The following is a 20,725-nucleotide window of genomic DNA, read 5'->3' as shown; positions in this document are numbered from 1 at the left end:
GGAGACCCCGTGATTCGCTTCGCATTCAAGAGCCTCGTTTTGACCTCCGCCCTGACCGTTCTGGCTGGCGGCGCCCTCGCACAGACCGACACCCTGGCCAAGATCAAGGAGGCCAAGTCCATCGTCGTCGGCGTACGCGAAGCCTCCGGCGCCATGTCCTTCACGCTCGGCTCGGGCAAGTACACCGGCTTTCATGTCGAGGTGTGCGAGCACATCATCGCCAACATCGAGAAGGCGATCGGCGTGAGCAAGCTCGACGTGCGCTACCAGCTGGTGACGGCGCAAAACCGCATGCCGCTGGTGCAGAACGGCACCGTGGACATCGAGTGCGGCACCACCACCAACAACCTGGCGCGGCAAAAGGACGTGGCCTTTGCGCCGGCGCTGTTCATCGAAGGCGTGCGTTTCGCCGTCAAGACCGCCTCGGGCATCAACAGCTCGTCGCAACTGGCTGGCAAGACGGTGGCCGCCACGACCGGCACCACGGCGGTGCAGGCACTGCGCAAGTTCAAGCGCGACGTGGACGTCAACGAAGTGCTCGGCAAGGACAACGCCGACGCCTTCCTGCTGCTCGAAAGCGACCGCGCGACCGCCTTCGTCGGCGATGGTCAGGTGGTCGCCACCCTGATTTCCCGCAGCCGGAACCCGTCGCAATTCAAGCTGCTCGACCAGGTGCTCAGCGTCGAGCCGATCGCCATCATGTACCGCAAGGACGACCCAGCCTTCAAGAAGGTGGTGGACGACACCGTCATCGCACTCGCCAAGAGCGGCGAAGCCGCCAAGATCTACGACAAGTGGTTCATGCAGCCGATTGCGCCGCACAACGTGGCCGTGGGCCTGCCCGCCTCCTCGGCGACCAAGGCCGCCTGGGCCAATCCCAGCGACAAGCCGATGGAAAGCTACGAGGCGCCCTGAACCCGGCACACCCCTACCGCACCTGCCCCGCCCCCGGCTTGACGCGCTTGGCGTCAGCCGCCTGCTGCAGGAACTGGGCAAAGTGCGAGACGATGGCCGGCGTGCTGCGCAGCCTGCGCTGCAGCAGCCCGGTCTCGCGAAAGAAGGTCGAAGCGCCCAGCGGCACGGCGCGCACGCCCTCGGGCAGGGGCAGGTGCGCCTCGACCATGGGCACCAGGGCCACGCCCAGCCCCTCGGCCGCGAGCTGAATCAGGCCCGGGATCTCGTCGATCTCCACCGCCTCATTCACCGCCAGGCCTTCGCGGCGCAGAAAGCCCTCGACGATCCGGCCGCCGAACGAGGTGCGGTCGTAGCGCAGAAAAGGCTGCTCCTGGATCAGCCTGCGCCAGTCCCGGCTGCGTGACATGGCCGCCGGAACGGCCAGTACAAAGGGCTCCCGCACCAGGGGCTGCCAGACCATGTCCGAGGGCATGCCGAAGGGCGGGCGAATCATGATGGCCGCATCCGTCTTGCCCGAATCCAGGTCGTCCATCAGTCGCATCGAGACACCCGGCGTGACGTACACGCGCACGTTCGGAAAGGCCTGGCGCAGGCGGCCGAGAGCGCGCGCCACCAGTGTGGTCTGGGCCGAGGCGATGGCCCCGATGCGCAGCAGGCTGCCGGTGCTTTCGTCGGCGGATGGGTCGCGCAACTTCTCGTACAGCGCGCACAGCTCCTCCGCCCGGCCCAGCGTCACCTGCCCGGCAGCATTCAGGGTGGCCGAGCGGCCCGTGCGGTCGAACAGCGCAAAGCCCAGCGACTCCTCCAGGCGCTTGATCTGGCTGCTGACCGCCGACTGGGTCAGCCCGATGCGATCGCCCGCGGCCGCGAAGGTGCCGTGCTTGCACACCGCGATGAAGGTCTTGAGCTCGGTAATCATGCTGTGTCACGACCGAATGTGCGGGTCGACACGCGTTTGCGCCGGCGCGATGCGCGTGATGGCACTGCCCATGATGACGCTGTTGGGCATGATGACCTCGTGGCCCTGCTGGTCGACCAGCACGGTGTTGCCCAGCGAGATCAGGCGCACGGTGGCGTCGAAGGCGCCCACCGACGAGGCCAGGTGAATCGCGTCGCCCACGCGGATCGTGCCGGACAGCACCAGCCAGAAGCCGGCCACCAGGTTGCCCAGCGTGTTTTGCGCCGCGACGCCGATCACGACCGAAATCACGCTGACGCCGGTGAGCAGCGCCGTGCCGAAGGCGCGCAGCTCCGGAATCAGGTGCGCGTAGAGCACAAAGCCGAACAGATAGGTCAGCAGCTGCGCGAAGGCGCTGACGAAACCCAGCGCCGTGACATCCGTCAGGTGCTGCCGGATGCGCCGCGTGCCCCGGCGGATCGCCAGCGCAACGATGAACGACAGCGCGAAGGCCAGCACGCCCAGAACAACCGCGCCGACGACCGAACTCGGGTTCAGCCAGCCCACGGCGGGGTCCGACGCAAGGACCATCGCCTCAACCCGCGCGCGCGGTCGGGTTCGGCGTCGGCTCGCCGATCTTCACCAGCCGGTTGCGATCGGTGTGGGCAAAGGGTTCGGCCTGGCCGGGAATGATCAGCGTCGTTTCCTGCTCGTAAGACCACGTGCCGTCGTCGTGGATGGTGACGGTGATGACGAAGCGGTCGGTGCGAAAGGCGTGCTCCAGGAACGGGTTGGAGCAGATGCCGTTCACCGTCGAGCCGCGCACCGCCTCCAGCCGAAACGACTTGGCGTCGGCGGCGGCCTGGCCCATGGCCAGCGCGGTTTGCCCGCGCGGAATCGACAGCGTCTGGATCACCGTGCCCGTGGCCGGCTCCCACAGCCAGTAGCCGACCTGGTCGTGCAGCGTCTCGACATCGTCCGGCTTGAGAATGTGGGTGTGATAGCGCAGCCCGTAGTACAGCTGCGGACCGTTGGTCTGCGCGTCGATCGGCTGCAGCTCCATGCGTTCGATGTAGGGCTGGCGCTCCGGCCCGTCGGCCTTGGGGTTGATGTCCAGGCCCTGCGCGCTGGTCCAGATGCCCGCCATCGGCGCCAGCGGCCCCAGGTTGGCCAGCGTATCGACGTCGGGCGTCGGCTCGGTGTAGATGTTGGCGGGGTAGTTCGGCATGGGGCGGTCCTTCAGTGTTCGCCGCAGCTTAGCAGGCGGGTCGGCCCGGCTCGCAACTTCATCGAAACGCCGCCACGTGTGGCGAGATGCAGGTTCCGCCCCATTCGTTCAGGCGATCGGGCAATCACGGCTCGGACTATTTGAGGTCGAACCGACGCGCGGCGCCCGGCGACGGCTTGAAATGCAGCTGAGTGAAAAAAATCGCCTACCCCGATTTCCCAATCTTCCCCAACCAATTGCTAACCACGGTGGCGCCGATAGTGCAAAGCAAGTGCGCCGTTGCGAAGCGGCTTCGCCGAGAGCAGTTCGAGCCGGCGCGTGGCGGACTGCCAGCTCTGGTACAGGGTCGGGCCGTGACCGGCGATCCTGGGGTGAACGAGGAATTTGTATTCATCGATCAGATCCAGCCGATCCATCTCTGCCGCGAGCCTGCCGCTACCAAGGAGCACGCCCGCGGAAGTCTCGTCCTTGAGTTTCTGCACACCCGCGCGAAGGTCGCCGGCGATGTGGTGGCTATTGGCCCACGGATAGTCCTTGCGCGTTGACGACACCACATACTTGGGCTTGGCCTCCAGCTTGACTGCCCATTCGCGAACTGCGGGTGAAGCCTCCATGTCGCCGCGCGCCACTGCCGGCCAGTAGCCCTCCATCATCTCGTAGGTGACACGACCCCACAGCATCACCCCGCTTTCATCCATGAGCCGGGTAAAGAAGGCGTGTGTTTCATCGTCAGCGATCCCCTCCTGATGATCAACGCAGCCGTCCAGCGTGATATTGATGCTGAATATCAGGAGTCCCATGCGGCCAGTCTACGGTCAGCGCCCTTGGTTCAGCTACCGCAGCGGCGGCCAGTCGCAACGAAAGGTACGGCTCACAGACGAGCATGCAAGGCGACAACGCCACCCTACCCCCGCGCCCCTCCCGGCTTGCACGCCGGATGCAAGCTGCCCGCCGCCGACGGCCGCGCCGCCACGCGATCGAACCATGGGCCGATGCGCGGCAGGCCGCGGTCCCAGGGCTGGCCCACGGTGGCGGCGAAGTCCAGCCACACGTACAGCCAGATGTCGGCGAGGGTGAAGCGCTCGCCGGCCAGCCAGGGTTGCGCGCCCAGCATGCCGTCCAGCCAGGCCAGGCGGTCTTGCGCCACGCGCTTGAGGCCGGCGGCGGCCTCGGGCGCGACGGGGATGCGGCCGGCAAAGCGCGCCTGGCCCTCGGCGTAGTGGTAGGCGTTGTGGATGTTCTCGGTGATGTTCAGCTCCACCCGGCGCTGCCACTGGCGGGTGGCGGCGCGCTCTTCGGGCGTGGCGCCGATGAGCGCGGGCGCGGGGTGCCGCTCTTCCAGGTACTCCATGATCGCCACCGATTCGGCGATGCAACTGCCGTCGTCCAGCAGCAGCGCGGGCGTTTGCCCGGCTGGGTTGTGCGCCAGGTAAGGGGCCTGGCGGTTTTCGCCGCTGAAGACGTCGACTTGGCGCATGGGCAGGTTCAGGCGCTTTTCGAGCAGGAACATGCGCAGGCAGCGTGGCGCGGGGCTGAGGGCATCGAGGACGATCATGGCGGCGGGGCGCGGCTTGGCCGTTATGGTTTTAATAGCCGCTGGCGCACGATGGACGGGCGCCGCAGCCCATTATGACCCTGATCGCAAGCCCCGCCCGCCGGTGGGGCCGTGGCGTGCTCAGGCCGCAGCGTCCAGCGCCACGCGGCAGGCCTTGCCGCTGCGCCCGCGCGGCACGGCGCAGCCCAGCTCGCCCAGCACGCGGATGGGCTCGGCGCCCTGGCGCTGGGCAAAGTCCTGCAGCGCCAGGCGGCAGCGCTCGACGGCGGCGGCCGCCGCGGCGTCGCTGCCGGGCAGGCGCAGCACCAGGGTGTTGGGGCCTTGCTGGCGCAGCTGAAAGTCGAACACGCCGCCCTCTTCCTCCAGCACGGTGCACAGGGCCAGCGGCAGCAGGCTGACCTGCTCGCCGGCGCGGCGCGCGGGCACGCGCATCACGTCGTCGCTGCGGCCCTCGACCTCGATCACGGGCAGGTGCGAGCCGCAGGCACAGCCTTCGCCGTGCCAGGTGATGCGGTCGCCCAGGTCGTAGCGGATCAGCGGCTGCACCCGGTTGGCCAGGTTGGTCAGCAGCACGGTGTGCGATCGCTCGCCGGCGGGCACGGGCTGGTGGCAGTCGTCCACCGGCTCCAGCAGCACCCAGTCGGCGTTGACGTGCAGGTGGCCGTGCGCGCATTCCCAGGCGATGGGCAGAAATTCGGACGTGCCGTAGCTGGCGCGCACGCTGGCGCCAAAGACGCGCGCCACGCGCTCGCGCACGGCGTGGCTCAGGGTTTCGCCGCCCATCATCACGCAGCGTGGGCGAATGCGCAGGCGCCCGGCCTCGGCCTCGTCGGCCAGCAGCGCGGCGGCCGTGGGGTAGGTGGCCAGCACGGTGGGCTGAAAGTGGTTCAGCTGCGCCACCAGCTCGTCCACCGGCTGCATCACGCAAAAGCTGCGCGAGCTGGCGGCCACCCAGGGGTTGATGGCGCGCAGCCGCTCGAAGCTGACGACGCTGGCAAAGTGCCCGCCGGTGGCGGTGACCAGCGCGTGCCGGTCGGCCGCGCCCAGCAGCTGCAGCGCGCCGAAGGGGTCGAAGGGCAGCGGCGTGGCGCGCGCGGGCGGGCGGTGGCGCGTGGCCTCGATGGCGTCGTACACCGCCATGGCGCGCGCGTCCTGCACGAAGATGCCCGGCATGCCGCTGGTGCCCGAGCTTTCCCACACCACGTAGCGTCCCAGCCAGGGCTGGCCGGCACGCGATGCATCCAGCGTGAAGGCGCGCAACTCGTCCAGGCGCAGCGCCGGGTCGGTCACCCAGTCGTCGAAGCGCGCCATCAACTCGGCGCGCCGGACCGGGGCCATGCGCTCGAGCGCGGGCGTGTCGCCGTCCATGCGCTCGCGGTACAGCGCCGAGCCGCGCGCGGCCTGCAGCAGCTGCTGCACGCGCGTCTGCTGGCGTTGCCGGATCAGCCAGGCCGGCGCGTGCGTGGCCAGCATCACGTCCTGCGCGGCCGACTGCAGGTGCAGGGCGTCGAAGACCGGGGCGTGCGCGGTCGTCATGGCGCGGGCCCCGCGCTGGGGGGATGGTGGGCGTGGTGAACAGCCATGCTGTCTCCTCGTGGGTGGAGGAACGGCGCGCCGCCATGGGGCATGGCTCGCCCCGCGGCACGCCCCCTGGTTTGTGAACAAATGCGATCTTCTTGTTGCTGCGAGGGCTGATCTTGCATCAAATCAAAAGTTCAACCTTGACGCAAGCCAATCCTTGGGCTTGTGATTACGATTGGTTAAACAAACGGAGCACGAACCGCCATGGCCCGCAACAGCCCTTCCGTCTCGCGCAGCCCACGCCACAGCCGGCGCCCGGCCACCCTGGCCGTCGAGCGCGCCGACCCGGCCCACCTGGTCGAAACGCCCACCGAAAGACTCGACCGCGTGGCGCAAAGCCGCGCCGCGGCGGCGTTTCGGCACCTGTCGCCGATCACGCTGGGCCTGGCCTGGGCCGACTGGGCCTGGCATCTGGCCGCCGCGCCGGGCCGCCAGCTGGAGCTGGCCACGCTGGGCGCCAGGCTGGCGCTGGACAGCGCGCGCGGCCGCCACGCCGACGACGAAGGCGTGGGCCTGCAGGACGAGGACCCGCGCTTTCGCGCCGACGAATGGGCGCGCTGGCCCTTCAGCCAGTGGCGCGCCGGCTTTCGCAACGCCGAGGCCTTCTGGCGCGAGGCCACCCGCGTGCCGGGCGTGAGCGAGCACCACGGGCAGCTGGTGGGCTTTTTCGCACGCCAGTACCTGGACATGCTCTCGCCGGCCAACCACCCGCTGACCAACCCGGTGGTGCTGCAGCACACCCTGCGCTCGGGCGGCGCCAACCTGGCGCAGGGCCTGCGCAACTGGGTGGCCGACCAAACCGGCGTGCCCACCGCCGAGGACGTGGCCAACCAGAGCCGCTACGTGGTGGGCGGCAACCTGGCCACCACGCCGGGCAAGGTGGTGTACCGCAATCACCTCATCGAGCTGATCCGCTACGCGCCGCAGACCGACAGGGTGCACCCCGAGCCGGTGTTCATGCTGCCCTCGTGGATCATGAAGTTCTACATCCTCGACCTGTCGCCGCACAACTCGCTGGTGCGCCACCTGGTCGAGCAGGGCCACACGGTGTACATGGTGTCGTGGCGCAACCCCGACGAGTCGGACCGCGAGCTGACGATGGACGACTACCTGGAGCTGGGCGTGCTCGAAGCCATGCGCGCGGCCCAGCACGACGCCGGCGGCGCGCCGCTGCACGCCATGGGCTACTGCCTGGGCGGCACGCTGATGGCCATAGCCGCCGCCGCGCTGTCGGCCAAGGGCGGCGTGGACGGCTACCACGATCTGCCGGCGCCGCGCACGCTGAGCCTGCTGGCGGCGCAGGTGGACTTTGCCGAGCCGGGCGAGCTGGGCCTGTTCATCGACGAGGGGCAGATCAACCTGCTGGACCACGTCACCAAGGGTCAGGGCTATCTGAGCGGGCAGCAGATGGCCGGCTCGTTCCAGTTTCTGCATTCGCGCGACCTGGTGTGGACGCGGCGCATGCGCGAATACCTGATGGGCGAGCGCGAGCAGGGCAACGACCTGATGGCCTGGAACGCCGACACCACCCGCCTGCCGGCCCGCATGCACCACGAATACCTGGTGGCGCTGTACCTGAAGAATGCGCTGGCGCACAACCACTACCTGGTGGCCGGCCGCCCGGTGGCGCTGGCCGATTTGCGCATGCCGATCTTTCTGGTGGGCACCGAGCGCGACCACGTCTCGCCCTGGCGCTCGGTCTACAAGCTGCACCTGCTGACGTCCACCGAGATCACTTTCGTGCTGGCCAGCGGCGGGCACAACGCCGGCATCGTGAGCGAGCCCGGCCACCCGCGGCGCCACTACCGCATCGACACGCGGCCCGAGCGCGGCGACTGGGTCAGCGCCGACGAATGGCCGCAGCAGGCCCGGCGCGTCGAAGGCTCGTGGTGGCCCGCCTGGCAGGGCTGGCTGGCGGCGCATTCGTCGGCCCCCGTCAAGGCCAGGCCCATCCCGGCCGGCCACGTGCTGGGCGACGCGCCGGGCGAATACGTGATGCAGCGCTACGCCGAGCCTTGAGGGTCAAATTGGGCTCTGGCCCGCTACAGACTTGCGCAAGGCGCTATCGTTTCAGGATTTTTCCGGCGCCATGGCGCGCGCCGCGCGCGGGTCGTACAGCCAGCGGCGCAGCTTGGCCAGGCGGATGCGCCCGGCCTGCGGGTGGCGCGGGTTGACCAGCAGGTTGCCCTCCTCGGGCACCACCACCGACGGTACCTCGGCCACGCAGCTGGCGCCGCCCTGCGCCCAGGCCGTGCCCCAGGCGATGCTGACGCGCCCGGGCGGCAGCGCGTCCCAGCCGACGTGAACGGCGGCGTCGAACACGGTGCGCTCGGCCCACACGTCGGCCGGCACGTCGACGCGCACCAGATAGCGGTTGAGCGGCAGCGCCAGGCCGCCGCCCAGGTGCACCACCGTCTCCAGGCAGGCCAGCGCGCGCGTGCTGCTGGCGTACAGCAGGGGCGTGCCACGCGCGTTCCAGCGCCCACCGCTGCGCTGGGCGCCGGTGCCGCTGGCGTCGTCGGCGGTGTAGTCGGGCGTGTCGGTGGCGATGCGCCAGAACGCCAGCGCCTCAGGCATACACGCCCGACTGCATCTGCAGCAGCAGCGTGCCCAGCGCCTCGCGGCCGTCGGCGGTGTCCAGCAGCTCGTGCGGGCACAGGCCGCCCAGCGCCGCCACGGGTTGTGCCATCCAGCCGGCAAACCAGCGCGCGGCGCTGAAGTCGGCCGGCGCCTGGCCCGACGCGCGCACCATGGCATCGACCTGCCCGATCAGGCGCGACAGGCCCACCAGCTTTTCGCTTTCGCCCTCCGACAGGCGCGCGCGCGCGGCGATCTTGCGCTCGACCGTGGAGCGCGCCAGGCCGACGGCGCGCATCAGCTGGTCGCGCGGCAGGCCCATGGCCACGCTCATCTCCTGCACCGTGCGCGCGGGCAGGCCCTGCTTGACCAGGCGCACGCGCTCGAGCGCCGACAGGGCAAAGGCATCGCCCTGCCCGGCGGTGGGCGTGCCCAAAAAGTAGGTGGCGCTGCGCTCGCGCGCGGCATGGTCGGCGGGTTGGGCGGCGGCGGGGTAGGCAGGCATGCGGATCTCCAATCGAGATTTAATTTACTCTCGATCGAGATGTTGCGCAAGACCGCGCCGGCCGCCGCGCAGCATGCCGCCCACGATCAGCGCCTGCGCCGCGTAGTAGCTGGCCAGCACCCAGACCTGCGCGCCCGGCAGCGGCGTGACGAAGCGGTTGATGGCCAGCAGCGAATCGCTCAGCATGAAGCAGCACGCCCCCAGCGCCACCAGCAGGGCCGGCCGGTCGCGCAGCGCGGCCCAGCGGCCCCAGGCCTGCGCCGCCATCAGGGCGATCACCCCCACGTACGCCGCCACCGGCCCGCGCAAGGCCACCGGCAGGCCGCCCCACCACAAGAAGGCATACATGCCGGCCGCCAGCCCCAGCGCCGCCACCAGCGCCGCGCGCTGCCCGAACCAAGGCACGCCCTGGCGAAACAGCGCGATGTAGCACAGGTGCGCCAGCAGGAAGCTGAGCAGGCCCGGGATGAACAGCCCGGGCAGCATCAGGAACACATCGCCCGCCAGCGAACCCAGCAGCGCCGCCAGCAGCAGCACCTGCGAGCGATTCAAGCAAAATCGGCCTCTGGCCCGCGTCGACCAAGCGCCGGCAGCTACCGCAACGATAGCAAACACCATCGCCGCCGGCTTGGCCAGCACATGCCATTCGCGCAGGCCCAGCGCGCTGGTGGCGGTGGCCAGCGCCCCGGCCTCGATCATCAGCGCCTCCCACATGCCGATGCGCCCCTGCATGGCCGCGCCCAGCGCCCACTGGCAGGCCGCCAGCGCCGCGAACCAGACGGCGTTGGTGGCCAGCGGCGCGCCTTCGGCCTGCCACAAGAAGGCTGCCACGCCGGCCAGCAGCAACACGAACTGCACACCGGCAAACCAGCGCAGGGCGGGCGACATGGCGGGGTTGAACAAGGGCATTTGGTCGATGTCGAAGGCGGGTTTGGGAAAGCGCCGGGCCACATCCTGCGGGCGCCAGCCGGGCGGCCGCAGCCACACGCCCAGCTTGTCGCGCCAGCGCCGCGTGTGCCAGCTGTCGCGCGCCAGGCCCGTATACACCTGCGCGTTGGCCCACAGCGGGTCCCAGCTGTTCAGCAGGCCGCGCGTGCCGTACACGCAGGGCTCGCGCGCGTCCTCGTCCTCGAAGGTGCCGAACAGGCGGTCCCACACGATCAGGATGCCGCCGTAGTTCTTGTCCACGTAGCGCTCGTTCACGGCGTGGTGCACGCGGTGGTTGCTGGGGCTGCAGAACCAGCGGTCGAACCAGCCCAGGCGCCCCACCTGCTCGGTGTGCACCCAAAACTGGTACAGCAGGTCGACCAGGCCGACGACGGCAAACACCAGCGGCGGCACGCCCACCAGCGCCATCGGCAGGTAGAACAGCCAGCCGAACAGCGCGCCCGAGCTGGTCTGGCGCAGCGCCGTCGACAGGTTGTAGTGCTGGCTGTGGTGGTGCACCGCGTGCGCCGCCCACAACACCGCCACGCGATGGCCCAGGCGGTGATACCAGTAATAGCAAAAGTCGTACAGCAGCAGCGCCAGCAGCCAGCCCACCGCGCTGTGCCAGAACGCATCGCCGCGCCACAGCGCCAGCGTTTGCCAGGTCAGCGTGTACAGCCCCAGGCGCAGCACGCGCGTGAACACCGCGCTGGTCTGGCTGAGCATGCCCAGGCTGATGCTGGTGAGGGCATCGGCCAGCCGAAACGCCGGCCGCCCGCGCCAGCGGCCCGCCGCCCACTCCAGCGCCATCAGCGCAAAGAACGCGGGCGTGACGAGGACGATGACTTGGCTGCCGGACATGGCGGCGATTTTGAGCGAAACTCCTGCCATCGGGTTGCAGTTCAACGTTCTCGATCCACACGCCCTCGACGCGGCTTGTGAAGCGGTCGCCGACCAAAAACACCATGGATTTCAATTTGATGAATAGACATGGACGAGCGTACATGGATTGAAAGAGGATCAACTTCACACAGCGGCTGGAAGCCGCTGTGTGAACATGCGGTCTGGCGCATTGGGCAAATCATCCACCGACCGAACGGTAACCGCGGCATCACCGCGTTGGAGTTGAAAATTCAGCCAAAAACGCCCCCGGGACTTAAGGCAATGCTGAAGTAGCGGTAGTTTTCAAACTCATCGCAATCGTGGGTCTCTGGATTTCTCGGATTGCGAGATATCGAGACTTTCGCGTGTCGTTTTGGGGCAGTTCTCGGCGTTTCGGGGCACTTGCCGCCCCGAGTTGCGCCCTTACGGACGCGCCTGTGCCATCAACGTTCGGCGGCACATGTAGATATTGGCACCAGCGTCAACGCTGCCACGGAACGCGTCGGCATATTCGTCCGAGTCGCGAAATGTGTCTATCGCCCCCATACCGACCGCAAGGGGCAGAGTGCGCAGCGCGGCGCGTGGCGCGCCTCTTGCAAGCTGCCCGACGTCGGGGTTCAGCGCCCGCCCCGCGCGCTGCATCAGGCCCGGCTTTGCGGCCTGGGCAGCAGGACCCGCAGGAGCGACGGGCGGTGCAGCAGGTGGTGGGGGCTGGTTTACCCACTGCCCGCCACCCATCCCCCGCTGCCGGTATTGCGAATAGTCGGTGGGGGTGGGGGTCGGCGGAGGGCTGCGCAGGTCGGGGCGGTTGAAGCGCTGGCTGTCAGCGTTCTCCCAGGGGCGCTCGACGGCGTCGATTCCGGGGATGGCCATGGTGGTGCTCCAGGTTGAGCACCTTCACAGCCGTTGGCTCCGGTGGGGTCGGGGGTGGGTCTATTCTACCGGGGGTGGGTCAGGACATGCGCGAGAGCGCCCAGATAAATATCAGTACCAATGCAAATCCGACGAGCGCCCACGTCAGGTACGTCCGGGGGCGTATTTCCTGGCCTGGTCTACTCCGCCACGGCATGAAGGCGGCGACGGCGGCGATCAGCAGCATCCAGCCGTACGCGACATCGCTGAGTCGCCCTGCGGCGAACCCCACCCGGTAAGAAAAATCCCAGGCGGGGTCGGCGGCGTCCTTAAATTCCCCGGACACGAACAAGGCGAACATCGCGCCCAGCACGAGTAGCGCCTTCCCAAACCAGATCAAAACTCGCCGCCCACCCTTCGCCGCCGCTCCGCCCACGGCCGCGGCACCACGCCCCAGGCCCTCCACGGCGCCCTGCCGGCGCTGCATCTGAGCCAGCTTGTGCCGCTCCTGCTCGAGCTGGAGCTTGGCAATTTCAAGTTGGGTCTGTTCGAGCTCGGTGGTCATGGCGGCCTTCAGTCTGTAAAGAGGTCCCGGTATTGCGCGCGGCGGTACGTCCCGTCCCAGACGGTGCCGCACAGACAGTGGCCCAGATCGCATTTGGCGGCGCCGCAGGCACTGCAGTTCTCCGCTTCGGTTGGGAAGATGTCGTGCTTGCAGTGGGGGCACTGGAGCTTGGCGTGCCGTTGTGGCGTGTTCGGGTGAGCTTCTAGCCACTTCAGGTTGTTCCAACGGTCTCGGAACTGCGGGTCCATCACCGCGTCGAAGGCGAGGTCGTTGAACTTGCTGACGCTGATGCGCTCAGTCTTGCCGCGTGGCACCACGCGATGCAGGTAGCCGTAGAAGTAGTACAGGGGGATCGAGACTACGCCAGAGCTATCTACGGCCTCTTCGGCGTATCGCGTCACCCACGCCTCGTGTCCAGTGCGAACAAGTTGGTCGGGGTTAGCCTCCGCTACCTGTCGTGCAAGCGCGAGCGCGTCCAGTTCTCTCTGCGTGCTGGCCGCATACTCTTCCACATACCCGTATTCAGACACTATCCGCCGATAGTCCGCCGCCCGTGCGTCCCCCATACCTTCGCCCTCCGTCAAGAAGCCCAGTAACAGGGAGTGTCTCACATCAGCTCGTGTAGTTGTAGTTGTGGCTCGTGCTCGTGGAATTGGTCGTGCTGTCGCTCTGGCTGCGCGCTGCCGCTGCGTACAGGTGCGTCCAGTTCAGCAGCGTGTTCTGCAGCAGGTCGGCATTGATCTGCTGCGTGCCGCCCTTGAGCTTCTTCCAGGCCTGCTGGTTGGTCAGGCCCGAACTGAAGCGCGGGCCCTGCATGCCGCCATCGTCTTCCATCAGGCGGTAGAACGGCACGTAGGGCTGCTCCTTCATCAGGTCATAGGCCGTTTGGTCGATCAGGCCCGACTCCAGCGCCACCTTCAGCGTCGATTCGTTGAAGGCGTTGAGCTGCTGCAGCGCCTGCCGGGCGCCCATCTGCAGGCCGTAGATTTTGTGCAGCGGTGGCATTCGTCGCTCCTTGGTTCGCCGCCGGCTGCCCGGCCACTTCACGCGCCGCGATCCGCAACATCCCGGCCGCCTGCCGGTTGGCCGCCTGAACATCGGGCAGGTTGGACTGCCCGGACGCGGTGCGCTCCAGCCGATCGGCTTCGCCGTGCATCAGCTCGGCCTTGCGCGCGGCCGGCAAGTCGCCGCTCATGATGCCGTCGCCCAGGTTGCGCGCGATGGCCGCCGCCCGGGTGGTCACGTGGTTGGCCGCACGCTCCGTGTCGGGCGGCGCCAGCAAGAGCCGCCGCGCCCGGTCAATCCCCATCGTCTCCAGCCTGCGCCCGTGGCTGGCCTACCTGCCGCTGGATGTGAGCGCCGAGGGGATCAAGAGCGGGTTCCGGCGCGCACGCGAGAAAGCCGGCATGCCCGAGGTGCAGTTCCGCGACTTGCGCCGATCCTGCGGGACGCTGATGCGCCAGCACGGCGTTGATCTACACACAATCAGCCGCATCCTCGGGCACTCCAGCGTGCAAGTGACCGAGCGCGTCTACGCCCACCTGTCCACCCAGCAGATGCGCGAGGGGCTGGAGGTGCTGGACGGATTGCACTCAGGATTACACTCAGAAAGAAAAACGCTCCGAAGTTTGTAGCTACGGAGCGTTTGTGTATGCTGGTGGGTGATACATGGATCGAACATGTGACCCCTGCCGTGTGAAGGCAGTGCTCTACCGCTGAGCTAATCACCCGCTTCGCCTTGCAGCGAAGGGCGAATTATAGCGTGGATTTTTCGGCCTTCCAGATGGCGCGGCCGCCGCTGGCCTTGTCGATTTCGGCCAGCACGGCGGCATGCATCGCCAGCTCGGCCTCGCTGGCGGCGAGCACCGGCAGGTCGAAGCCGCTCAGGTCCACGCGCTCGGCGTGCACGCCCGGCTGGGCCACTTCGCCCAGGTCGATCAGCAGCGCTTCCTGGCCGCGCGTGAGGTTGATGTAGACGTCGGCCAGCAGCTCGGCGTCGAGCAGCGCGCCGTGCAGCGTGCGGCCGGAGTTGTCCACGCCCAGCCGGTCGCACAGCGCGTCCAGGCTGTTGCGCTTGCCCGGATACAGCTGCTTGGCCATGGCCAGGGTGTCGGTCACGCCGTCGACGAAACGCTCGAAGGCCGGCTGGCCGACGCGCTCGAGCTCCTTGTCCAGAAAGCCGACGTCGAACGCGGCGTTGTGGATGATGATCTCGGCGCCCTCGACGTAGCGCAAAAAATCCTGCGCCACCTCGGCGAACTTGGGCTTGTCGCGCAAAAATTCGTTGCTGATGCCGTGCACCTTGAGCGCGTCCTCGTGGCTGTCGCGCTCGGGGTTCAGGTACAGGTGCAGGTTGTTGCCGGTCAGCTTGCGGCCCACCAGCTCGACGCAACCGATCTCGATGATGCGGTCGCCGCCCTCGGCCGACAGGCCGGTGGTCTCGGTGTCCAGGACGATCTGGCGCGTCATACCCGAAACGATTCGCCGCAGCCGCAGCGGTCGCGCTCGTTCGGGTTGGTGAACTTGAAGCCTTCGTTCAGGCCCTCGCGCACGTAGTCGAGCTCGGTGCCGTCGATGAAGGCGAGGTTCTTCGGGTCGACCAGCACTTTCACGCCGTGCTGCTCGATCACCAGGTCGCCGGGCGCCACGGCGTCGACGTATTCCAGCTCGTAGGACAGGCCCGAGCAGCCGGTGGTCTTGACGCCCAGGCGCACGCCCACGCCGGCGCCGCGCTTGGCCAGATGGGCGCTCACGTGCCGCGCGGCGGCTTCGGACAGGTGGATGTTCATGGTGAAAACAAAAAAGGCTGGGCAGGAATTGCGATGCGCCTAGCGTACCGCCAATCGGGCGCGCCTGCTGGGGCGCTGGCCATAGGCAGTCGAAACTATGCTTTTGATAGCTACTCGCGCACGACCGACAAGCGCTGAAGGCACATTTTACTGTGAATCGCGCAGCTGCGTCACGCCTTGGCGCAGCAGCTCGGCGGCGCGGTCGATCTCGGCGGCGGTGGTGAAGCGCCCCAGGCTGATGCGCAGCGAGGCGTGGGCGCGCTCGTCGCTGGCGCCCAGCGCGCGCAGCACGTGGCTGGGCTGCGCGCTGCCCGAGCTGCAGGCCGAGCCGCTGGACAGCGCCAGCTCGGGCACGGCCAGCATCAGGGCCTCGGCCGCCACGCCGTCGAAGGCGAGGTTCAGATTGTGCGGCACGCGCCGCGTGGGGTGGCCGTTGAGGTGCATGCCGCTCACGCCCTGCAGGCCGCGCAGCAGCCGCTGGTGCAGCGCCTGGGCGTGAGCCGTGTCGCGCGCCAGCTCTTGCGCGGCGATGCGAAAGGCCTCGCCCATGCCCACGATCTGGTGCGTGGCCAGGGTCCCCGAGCGCAGGCCGTGCTCGTGCCCGCCGCCGTGCATCTGCGCGGCCAGGCGCACGCGCGGCTCGCGGCGCACCACCAGCGCGCCGATGCCCTTGGGGCCATGGGTCTTGTGCGCCGTCAGGCTCATCAGGTCGACCGGCAGCGTGGCCCAGTCGATGGCCAGCTTGCCGGTGGCCTGCGCGGCGTCGACGTGAAACAGCACGCCGCGCGCGCGGCACAGCGCGCCCAGGGTGGCGATGTCCTGCACCACGCCGATCTCGTTGTTGACCAGCATGACGCTGGCCAGGAGGGTGTCGGGGCGCAGCGCGGCAGCAAAGGCCTGGGCGTCGACCAGGCCGTCGGCGCCGACGTCGAGCAGGGTGACGTCGAAGCCCTGGCGCTGCAGGGCGGACAGGGTGTCGAGCACCGCCTGGTGTTCGGTGCGCACGCTCAGCAGATGGCGCCCGCGCCCGGCGTGCTGCTGGGCGACGCCGGCGATGGCCAGGTTGTCGGATTCGGTGGCGCCGCTGGTCCAGACGATCTCGCGCGCATCGGCGCCGATCAGCGCCGCCACCTGGCGGCGCGCGGTCTCGACGGCCTGCTCGGCCTCCCAGCCCCAGGCGTGACTGCGGCTGGCGGGGTTGCCGAAGTGCTCGCCCAGCCAGGGCAGCATGGCGGCCACCACGCGCGGGTCGACCGGCGTGGTGGCACCGCAGTCCAGGTAGATCGGCCGCGGCGGCGTCATGGCGCGGCGCAAACTTCGACGCGGCCGCCGGCGCGGTTCACTTGTTGGTCAGGCCGCCCAGCGCGAACACCGAATTGGGCGCGGTGATGCGGATCGGCTTGACCACCGGCGCGGCCGAGATGGCGCGCTTGGCGGCCGGGCGGTCTTCCAGCTCGAAGCCGTTGGCGTGCTGCTCGTCCACCAGCTTTTGCAGCGTGACGGACTGCAGAAAGTCCAGCATGTGCACGTTGAGCGCGGCCCACAGGTCGTGCGTCATGCAGCGCCCGCCGTCGGCACGGCAGTTTTCGCGCCCGCCGCAGTGGGTGGCGTCCAGCGGCTCGTCGACCGAGGTGATGATGTCGGCCACGGTGATCTCGCCGGCCTTGCGCCCCAGCGAATAGCCGCCGCCCGGGCCGCGGGTGGATTCGACCAGCTCGTTGCGGCGCAGCTTGCCAAACAGCTGCTCCAGGTAGGACAGCGAGATCTGCTGGCGCTGGCTGATGGCCGCCAGCGTGACGGGCCCGCCGTCCTGGCGCAGCGCCAGATCGATCATGGCAGTGACCGCAAATCGGCCCTTGGTGGTAAGGCGCATGGCCAACTCCTTGCTGATGAGAAATGCGGCGGACCGTGGTTGACCGGGCACTGTGCGCGCGTCTTGCGCGGCCGCGCAACCAAATCCGACTATTTTTCTCAAGTATAACGCAAACCCGACTGAAAACTAGGGGCTTGGCTGGACTTGCGCACAAAAGTTGATCTGGTTCAAGCCGCCGCACTGCCCTCGCCGGCCGCGCCCAGCACGCGCTGCTTGAGCGCCGCCAGCTGGTCGCGCACGCGCGCGGCCTGCTCGAACTCCAGGTTGCGCGCGTGCTCCAGCATCAGCTTTTCGAGCCGGCGCAGCTCGCGCGACAGGTCCTTCTCGGACAGCGCCTCGGGCGCCACGGCGGCCGCGGCGCGCATGCGCTCGGCCTCGCGCCCGGCCTTCTCGCTGTACACGCCGTCGATCAAATCGCGCACCTGCTTGACGATGCCGCGCGGCGTGATGCCGTGCTCGGCATTGAAGGCGATCTGCCGGGCGCGCCGGCGCTCGGTCTCGCCCATGGCCTTCTTCATCGAGTCGGTGATGCGGTCGGCGTACAGGATGGCCTTGCCGTTGACGTTGCGCGCGGCGCGGCCGATGGTCTGGATCAGGCTGCGCTCGGCGCGCAGAAAGCCCTCCTTGTCGGCGTCCAGGATGGCCACCAGCGACACCTCGGGAATGTCCAGGCCCTCCCTCAGCAGGTTGATGCCGACCAGCACGTCAAAGGCGCCCAGGCGCAGGTCGCGGATGATCTCCACGCGCTCCACCGTGTCGACGTCGCTGTGCAGGTAGCGCACCTTGACGCCGTTTTCGCTCAGGTATTCGGTCAGCTGCTCGGCCATGCGCTTGGTCAGCGTGGTGATCAGCACGCGCTCGTTCTTCTCGACGCGCTCGCGGATTTCCTGCAGCACGTCGTCGACCTGGTGCGTGGCCGGGCGCACCTCGACCTCGGGGTCGACCAGGCCGGTGGGGCGCACCACCTGCTCGACCACCTGGCCGGCATGCGTCTTCTCGTAGTCGGCCGGCGTGGCGCTGACGAAGACCACCTGGTGCATGCGGCGCTCGAACTCCTCGAACTTGAGCGGCCGGTTGTCCAGCGCGCTGGGCAGGCGAAAGCCATATTCGACCAGCGTGGTCTTGCGCGAGCGGTCGCCGTTGTACATGGCGTTGAGCTGGCCGATCATCTGGTGGCTTTCATCCAGGAACATGATCGCGTCGCGCGGCAGGTAGTCGGTCAGCGTGGCGGGCGGATCGCCCGGGCGCGCGCCCGACAGGTGGCGCGTGTAGTTCTCGATGCCCTTGCAGTGGCCCAGCTCGCTCAGCATCTCCAGGTCGAAGCGGGTGCGCTGCTCCAGCCGCTGGGCCTCGACCAGCTTGCCCTCGCCCACAAAATACTTCAGCCGCTCGGCCAGCTCCAGCTTGATGGTCTCGACCGCCGCCAGCGTCTTCTCGCGCGGGGTGACGTAGTGGCTGCTGGGGTAGACCACGAAGCGCGGCACCTTCTGCTGGATGTGGCCGGTGAGCGGATCGAACAGCGCCAGGCTCTCGACCTCGTCGTCGAACAGCTCGATGCGCACCGCCAGCTCGCTGTGCTCGGCCGGAAAGACGTCGATGGTGTCACCGCGCACGCGAAAGGTGCCGCGCTGAAAATCCAGGTCCTGGCGCTGATACTGCATGCGCACCAGCTGCTGGATGGTGTCGCGCTGGCCCAGCTTGCCGCCCACCTTCATGATCAAGCGCATCTGCAAATAGTCCTCGGGCGCGCCGATGCCGTAGATGGCCGACACAGTGGCCACGATCACCACGTCGCGCCGCTCCAGCACGCTCTTGGTGGCCGACAGGCGCATCTGCTCGATGTGCTCGTTGATGGCGCTGTCCTTCTCGATGAACAAATCGCGCTGCGGCACGTAGGCCTCGGGCTGGTAGTAGTCGTAGTAGCTGACGAAGTACTCGACCGCGTTCTTCGGGAAGAACTCGCGAAACTCGCTGTACAACTGCGCCGCCAGCGTCTTGTTGGGCGCGAACACGATGGCCGGCCGCCCCAGCCGCGCGATCACGTTGGCCATGGTGAAGGTCTTGCCCGAGCCCGTAACGCCCAGCAAGGTCTGAAACGACTCGCCGTCCTGCACGCCTTCGACCAACTGCGCGATGGCCGTGGGTTGGTCGCCCGCGGGCGGATAGGGCTGGTACAGCTGAAACGGCGAGTCGGGATAGCTGACGAACTGGCCCTGCGCGGGCGAAGGCGGCGGGGCGACGGCATGAATCGGAGTGGGCATTGGCAAGGACAGCGGCAAGGCTCGGCAAACGCGCCGTAAAATTTCGGGCGAACCGGCTAGGCTAACCCAGTCGGCCGTTTCTTGCCACCCGCTGGCGCTCCCACCGCAAGGATTTTTCTCATGTCGCTGTTTTCCGCCGTCGAGCTCGCCCCGCGCGACCCCATCTTGGGCCTGAACGAGCAATTTGCCGCCGACACCAACCCCAACAAGGTCAACCTGGGCGTGGGCGTGTACTTCGACGAAAACGGCAAGCTGCCGCTGCTGGCCTGCGTGCAGGCCGCCGAAAAGGCCATGATGGCCACGCCCAAGCCGCGCGGCTACCTGCCCATCGACGGCATCGCCGCCTACGACGACGGCGTCAAGAAGCTGGTGTTCGGCGCCGACTCGGAGCCCTACCGCTCGGGCCGCGTCGCTACCGTGCAGGGCCTGGGTGGCACCGGCGCGCTGAAGATCGGCGCCGACTTCCTCAAGCACCTCAATCCCAAGGCCAAGGTGCTGATTTCCGATCCCAGCTGGGAAAACCACCGTGCCCTGTTCACGCAGGCGGGTTTCGAGGTCGGCACCTACCGCTATTACGACGCCGCCACGCGCCAGCTCGATTTCGACGGCATGCTGGCCGACCTGCAGGCCGCCGCGGCCGGCACCATCGTGGTGCTGCACGCCTGCTGCCACAACCCCACCGGCTACGACATCACGCCCGCGCAGTGGGACCAGGTGATTGCCGCCGTCAAGGCGCGCGGCCTCACGCCCTTCCTGGACATGGCCTACCAGGGCTTTGCCGACGGCATCGCCGAGGACGGCGCGGTGATCGGCAAGTTCGTTGCCGCGGGCCTGACCTTCTTCGTCTCGACCTCGTTTTCCAAGAGCTTCAGCCTGTACGGCGAGCGCGTCGGCGCGCTGTCGGTGCTGTGCACCGACAAGGAAGAGGCCGCGCGCGTGCTCAGCCAGCTCAAGATCATGATCCGCACCAACTACAGCAACCCGCCCACGCACGGCGGCGCGGTGGTGGCCACGGTGCTGGGCGACGCCGCGCTGCGCGCGCAATGGGAGCAGGAGCTGGCCGGCATGCGCACCCGCATCAAGGCCATGCGCCAGGCGCTGGTGAAGGGCCTGAAGGCCGCCGGCGTGAAGAAGGACATGGGCTTCATCACCACCCAGGTGGGCATGTTCAGCTACTCGGGCCTGTCCAAGGACCAAATGGTGCGCCTGCGCAACGAGTTCGGCGTCTACGGCACCGACACCGGCCGCATGTGCGTGGCGGCGCTGAACGAGAAGAACATCGACTACGTCTGCCAGTCGATCGCCAAGGTGATGTAA

Annotated in this window: 23 protein-coding genes and 1 tRNA gene; 5 read left to right on the top strand and 19 right to left on the bottom strand. The window is 68.2% G+C overall.

Features of this window, described 5'->3' with window-relative positions:
- Positions 1 to 9 precede the first annotated feature (9 nt).
- Positions 10 to 915: an amino acid ABC transporter substrate-binding protein gene (locus tag ACWHMB_RS06755; protein ID WP_293224055.1), complete on the top strand. Its 906-nt coding sequence runs from the start codon at positions 10 to 12 to the stop codon at positions 913 to 915.
- A gap of 13 nt (positions 916 to 928) precedes the next feature.
- Here ACWHMB_RS06755 and ACWHMB_RS06750 read toward each other — a convergent pair whose 3' ends face one another.
- From ACWHMB_RS06750 to ACWHMB_RS06725, 6 genes are all read right to left on the bottom strand, one after another.
- Entirely contained in the window at positions 929 to 1,834 is a 906-nt protein-coding gene (locus tag ACWHMB_RS06750) for a LysR family transcriptional regulator (protein WP_293224054.1), read from the bottom strand.
- A 6-nt stretch (positions 1,835 to 1,840) separates the two neighbouring features.
- Positions 1,841 to 2,404, bottom strand: coding sequence for a mechanosensitive ion channel domain-containing protein (locus ACWHMB_RS06745; protein WP_377480625.1), 564 nt, complete (start codon positions 2,402 to 2,404; stop codon positions 1,841 to 1,843).
- Between the two features lie 4 nt (positions 2,405 to 2,408).
- Positions 2,409 to 3,041, bottom strand: coding sequence for an FABP family protein (locus tag ACWHMB_RS06740; protein ID WP_447648481.1), 633 nt, complete (start codon positions 3,039 to 3,041; stop codon positions 2,409 to 2,411).
- A 239-nt stretch (positions 3,042 to 3,280) separates the two neighbouring features.
- The gene (locus ACWHMB_RS06735; RefSeq protein WP_293224051.1) at positions 3,281 to 3,841 is read right to left on the bottom strand and encodes a dihydrofolate reductase family protein; all 561 of its coding nucleotides are present in this window, start codon (positions 3,839 to 3,841) and stop codon (positions 3,281 to 3,283) included.
- A 104-nt stretch (positions 3,842 to 3,945) separates the two neighbouring features.
- A complete protein-coding gene (locus ACWHMB_RS06730) occupies positions 3,946 to 4,596 on the bottom strand; it encodes a glutathione S-transferase family protein (protein ID WP_377480631.1) in 651 nt (216 codons plus the stop codon).
- Between the two features lie 120 nt (positions 4,597 to 4,716).
- Positions 4,717 to 6,132, bottom strand: coding sequence for an AMP-binding protein (locus tag ACWHMB_RS06725; RefSeq protein ID WP_377480635.1), 1,416 nt, complete (start codon positions 6,130 to 6,132; stop codon positions 4,717 to 4,719).
- 249 nt (positions 6,133 to 6,381) lie between these two features.
- On the opposite strand from ACWHMB_RS06725, the gene ACWHMB_RS06720 reads away from it, so the two are divergent.
- A complete protein-coding gene (locus tag ACWHMB_RS06720; protein WP_377480638.1) occupies positions 6,382 to 8,196 on the top strand; it encodes a PHA/PHB synthase family protein in 1,815 nt (604 codons plus the stop codon).
- Positions 8,197 to 8,247: 51 nt separating this feature from the next.
- On the opposite strand, the gene ACWHMB_RS06715 is transcribed toward ACWHMB_RS06720, so the two are convergent.
- Genes ACWHMB_RS06715 through ACWHMB_RS06705 form a run of 3 tightly spaced genes read right to left on the bottom strand, consistent with a single transcriptional unit; the run spans position 8,248 to position 11,047 of the window.
- Positions 8,248 to 8,754 carry an RES family NAD+ phosphorylase gene (locus ACWHMB_RS06715; RefSeq protein ID WP_293224047.1) on the bottom strand — a complete coding sequence of 169 codons (507 nt, stop codon included), beginning with the start codon at positions 8,752 to 8,754 and terminating at the stop codon, positions 8,248 to 8,250.
- Entirely contained in the window at positions 8,747 to 9,259 is a 513-nt protein-coding gene (locus tag ACWHMB_RS06710; protein ID WP_377480641.1) for an antitoxin Xre-like helix-turn-helix domain-containing protein, read from the bottom strand. The genes ACWHMB_RS06715 and ACWHMB_RS06710 overlap by 8 nt, the downstream gene beginning before the upstream one ends.
- A gap of 24 nt (positions 9,260 to 9,283) precedes the next feature.
- A complete protein-coding gene (locus tag ACWHMB_RS06705) occupies positions 9,284 to 11,047 on the bottom strand; it encodes a lysoplasmalogenase family protein (protein ID WP_377480644.1) in 1,764 nt (587 codons plus the stop codon).
- 129 nt (positions 11,048 to 11,176) lie between these two features.
- On the opposite strand from ACWHMB_RS06705, the gene ACWHMB_RS06700 reads away from it, so the two are divergent.
- On the top strand, positions 11,177 to 11,362 hold the full coding sequence (locus ACWHMB_RS06700; RefSeq protein ID WP_377553515.1) for a hypothetical protein: 186 nt from the start codon (positions 11,177 to 11,179) through the stop codon (positions 11,360 to 11,362).
- A 129-nt stretch (positions 11,363 to 11,491) separates the two neighbouring features.
- Here the strand turns inward: ACWHMB_RS06700 and ACWHMB_RS06695 are convergent, their stop codons facing one another.
- The 4 genes from ACWHMB_RS06695 to ACWHMB_RS06680 form a co-directional block, all read right to left on the bottom strand.
- On the bottom strand, positions 11,492 to 11,941 hold the full coding sequence (locus ACWHMB_RS06695) for a hypothetical protein (RefSeq protein WP_377480647.1): 450 nt from the start codon (positions 11,939 to 11,941) through the stop codon (positions 11,492 to 11,494).
- 79 nt (positions 11,942 to 12,020) lie between these two features.
- Positions 12,021 to 12,485, bottom strand: coding sequence for a hypothetical protein (locus tag ACWHMB_RS06690; RefSeq protein WP_377480650.1), 465 nt, complete (start codon positions 12,483 to 12,485; stop codon positions 12,021 to 12,023).
- A gap of 8 nt (positions 12,486 to 12,493) precedes the next feature.
- Positions 12,494 to 13,051, bottom strand: coding sequence for a hypothetical protein (locus ACWHMB_RS06685; RefSeq protein ID WP_377480653.1), 558 nt, complete (start codon positions 13,049 to 13,051; stop codon positions 12,494 to 12,496).
- A 46-nt stretch (positions 13,052 to 13,097) separates the two neighbouring features.
- Complete coding sequence (locus ACWHMB_RS06680) at positions 13,098 to 13,490, bottom strand: hypothetical protein (protein ID WP_377480656.1); 393 nt, start codon at positions 13,488 to 13,490, stop codon at positions 13,098 to 13,100.
- 101 nt (positions 13,491 to 13,591) lie between these two features.
- Between ACWHMB_RS06680 and ACWHMB_RS06675 the strand changes: the two genes are divergently transcribed.
- Positions 13,592 to 14,119, top strand: coding sequence for a tyrosine-type recombinase/integrase (locus tag ACWHMB_RS06675; protein WP_377480659.1), 528 nt, complete (start codon positions 13,592 to 13,594; stop codon positions 14,117 to 14,119).
- Between the two features lie 21 nt (positions 14,120 to 14,140).
- Here the strand turns inward: ACWHMB_RS06675 and ACWHMB_RS06670 are convergent.
- The 6 genes from ACWHMB_RS06670 to uvrB all read right to left on the bottom strand — a co-directional run bounded on the left by ACWHMB_RS06670 (position 14,141) and on the right by uvrB (position 19,408).
- A tRNA-Val gene (locus tag ACWHMB_RS06670) sits at positions 14,141 to 14,215 on the bottom strand.
- Between the two features lie 25 nt (positions 14,216 to 14,240).
- Positions 14,241 to 14,954: a DNA polymerase III subunit epsilon gene (gene dnaQ / locus ACWHMB_RS06665; RefSeq protein WP_377480661.1), complete on the bottom strand. Its 714-nt coding sequence runs from the start codon at positions 14,952 to 14,954 to the stop codon at positions 14,241 to 14,243.
- On the bottom strand, positions 14,951 to 15,274 hold the full coding sequence (iscA, locus tag ACWHMB_RS06660) for an iron-sulfur cluster assembly protein IscA (protein WP_377480663.1): 324 nt from the start codon (positions 15,272 to 15,274) through the stop codon (positions 14,951 to 14,953). Before iscA ends, dnaQ begins: the two co-directional genes overlap by 4 nt.
- Before the next feature lie 147 nt (positions 15,275 to 15,421).
- Entirely contained in the window at positions 15,422 to 16,576 is a 1,155-nt protein-coding gene (locus tag ACWHMB_RS06655; protein ID WP_377480665.1) for an IscS subfamily cysteine desulfurase, read from the bottom strand.
- Positions 16,577 to 16,613: 37 nt separating this feature from the next.
- A complete protein-coding gene (gene iscR, locus ACWHMB_RS06650; protein WP_293226503.1) occupies positions 16,614 to 17,147 on the bottom strand; it encodes a Fe-S cluster assembly transcriptional regulator IscR in 534 nt (177 codons plus the stop codon).
- A 167-nt stretch (positions 17,148 to 17,314) separates the two neighbouring features.
- Positions 17,315 to 19,408 (bottom strand): excinuclease ABC subunit UvrB, encoded by a 2,094-nt coding sequence (gene uvrB, locus ACWHMB_RS06645; protein WP_377480667.1) that lies wholly within the window; start codon positions 19,406 to 19,408, stop codon positions 17,315 to 17,317.
- A 120-nt stretch (positions 19,409 to 19,528) separates the two neighbouring features.
- Here uvrB and ACWHMB_RS06640 point away from each other — a divergent pair, with 120 nt between their 5' ends.
- A complete protein-coding gene (locus ACWHMB_RS06640; protein ID WP_377480670.1) occupies positions 19,529 to 20,725 on the top strand; it encodes an amino acid aminotransferase in 1,197 nt (398 codons plus the stop codon).

Source organism: Ottowia pentelensis, assembly GCF_964341695.1.
The sequence above is the reverse complement of the archived record's forward strand: the minus strand, read 5'-3'. Positions and strand labels throughout refer to the sequence as shown.

Coding starts and splice junctions, on each gene's coding strand:
- ACWHMB_RS06750 (WP_293224054.1), bottom strand. CDS start 1,834: ATGATTACCGAGCTCAAGACCTTCATCGCGGTGTGCAAGCACGGCACC.
- ACWHMB_RS06745 (WP_377480625.1), bottom strand. CDS start 2,404: ATGGTCCTTGCGTCGGACCCCGCCGTGGGCTGGCTGAACCCGAGTTCG.
- ACWHMB_RS06740 (WP_447648481.1), bottom strand. CDS start 3,041: ATGCCGAACTACCCCGCCAACATCTACACCGAGCCGACGCCCGACGTC.
- ACWHMB_RS06735 (WP_293224051.1), bottom strand. CDS start 3,841: ATGGGACTCCTGATATTCAGCATCAATATCACGCTGGACGGCTGCGTT.
- ACWHMB_RS06730 (WP_377480631.1), bottom strand. CDS start 4,596: ATGATCGTCCTCGATGCCCTCAGCCCCGCGCCACGCTGCCTGCGCATG.
- ACWHMB_RS06725 (WP_377480635.1), bottom strand. CDS start 6,132: ATGACGACCGCGCACGCCCCGGTCTTCGACGCCCTGCACCTGCAGTCG.
- ACWHMB_RS06720 (WP_377480638.1), top strand. CDS start 6,382: ATGGCCCGCAACAGCCCTTCCGTCTCGCGCAGCCCACGCCACAGCCGG.
- ACWHMB_RS06715 (WP_293224047.1), bottom strand. CDS start 8,754: ATGCCTGAGGCGCTGGCGTTCTGGCGCATCGCCACCGACACGCCCGAC.
- ACWHMB_RS06710 (WP_377480641.1), bottom strand. CDS start 9,259: ATGCCTGCCTACCCCGCCGCCGCCCAACCCGCCGACCATGCCGCGCGC.
- ACWHMB_RS06705 (WP_377480644.1), bottom strand. CDS start 11,047: ATGTCCGGCAGCCAAGTCATCGTCCTCGTCACGCCCGCGTTCTTTGCG.
- ACWHMB_RS06700 (WP_377553515.1), top strand. CDS start 11,177: ATGGACGAGCGTACATGGATTGAAAGAGGATCAACTTCACACAGCGGC.
- ACWHMB_RS06695 (WP_377480647.1), bottom strand. CDS start 11,941: ATGGCCATCCCCGGAATCGACGCCGTCGAGCGCCCCTGGGAGAACGCT.
- ACWHMB_RS06690 (WP_377480650.1), bottom strand. CDS start 12,485: ATGACCACCGAGCTCGAACAGACCCAACTTGAAATTGCCAAGCTCCAG.
- ACWHMB_RS06685 (WP_377480653.1), bottom strand. CDS start 13,051: ATGGGGGACGCACGGGCGGCGGACTATCGGCGGATAGTGTCTGAATAC.
- ACWHMB_RS06680 (WP_377480656.1), bottom strand. CDS start 13,490: ATGCCACCGCTGCACAAAATCTACGGCCTGCAGATGGGCGCCCGGCAG.
- dnaQ (WP_377480661.1), bottom strand. CDS start 14,954: ATGACGCGCCAGATCGTCCTGGACACCGAGACCACCGGCCTGTCGGCC.
- iscA (WP_377480663.1), bottom strand. CDS start 15,274: ATGAACATCCACCTGTCCGAAGCCGCCGCGCGGCACGTGAGCGCCCAT.
- ACWHMB_RS06655 (WP_377480665.1), bottom strand. CDS start 16,576: ATGACGCCGCCGCGGCCGATCTACCTGGACTGCGGTGCCACCACGCCG.
- iscR (WP_293226503.1), bottom strand. CDS start 17,147: ATGCGCCTTACCACCAAGGGCCGATTTGCGGTCACTGCCATGATCGAT.
- uvrB (WP_377480667.1), bottom strand. CDS start 19,408: ATGCCCACTCCGATTCATGCCGTCGCCCCGCCGCCTTCGCCCGCGCAG.
- ACWHMB_RS06640 (WP_377480670.1), top strand. CDS start 19,529: ATGTCGCTGTTTTCCGCCGTCGAGCTCGCCCCGCGCGACCCCATCTTG.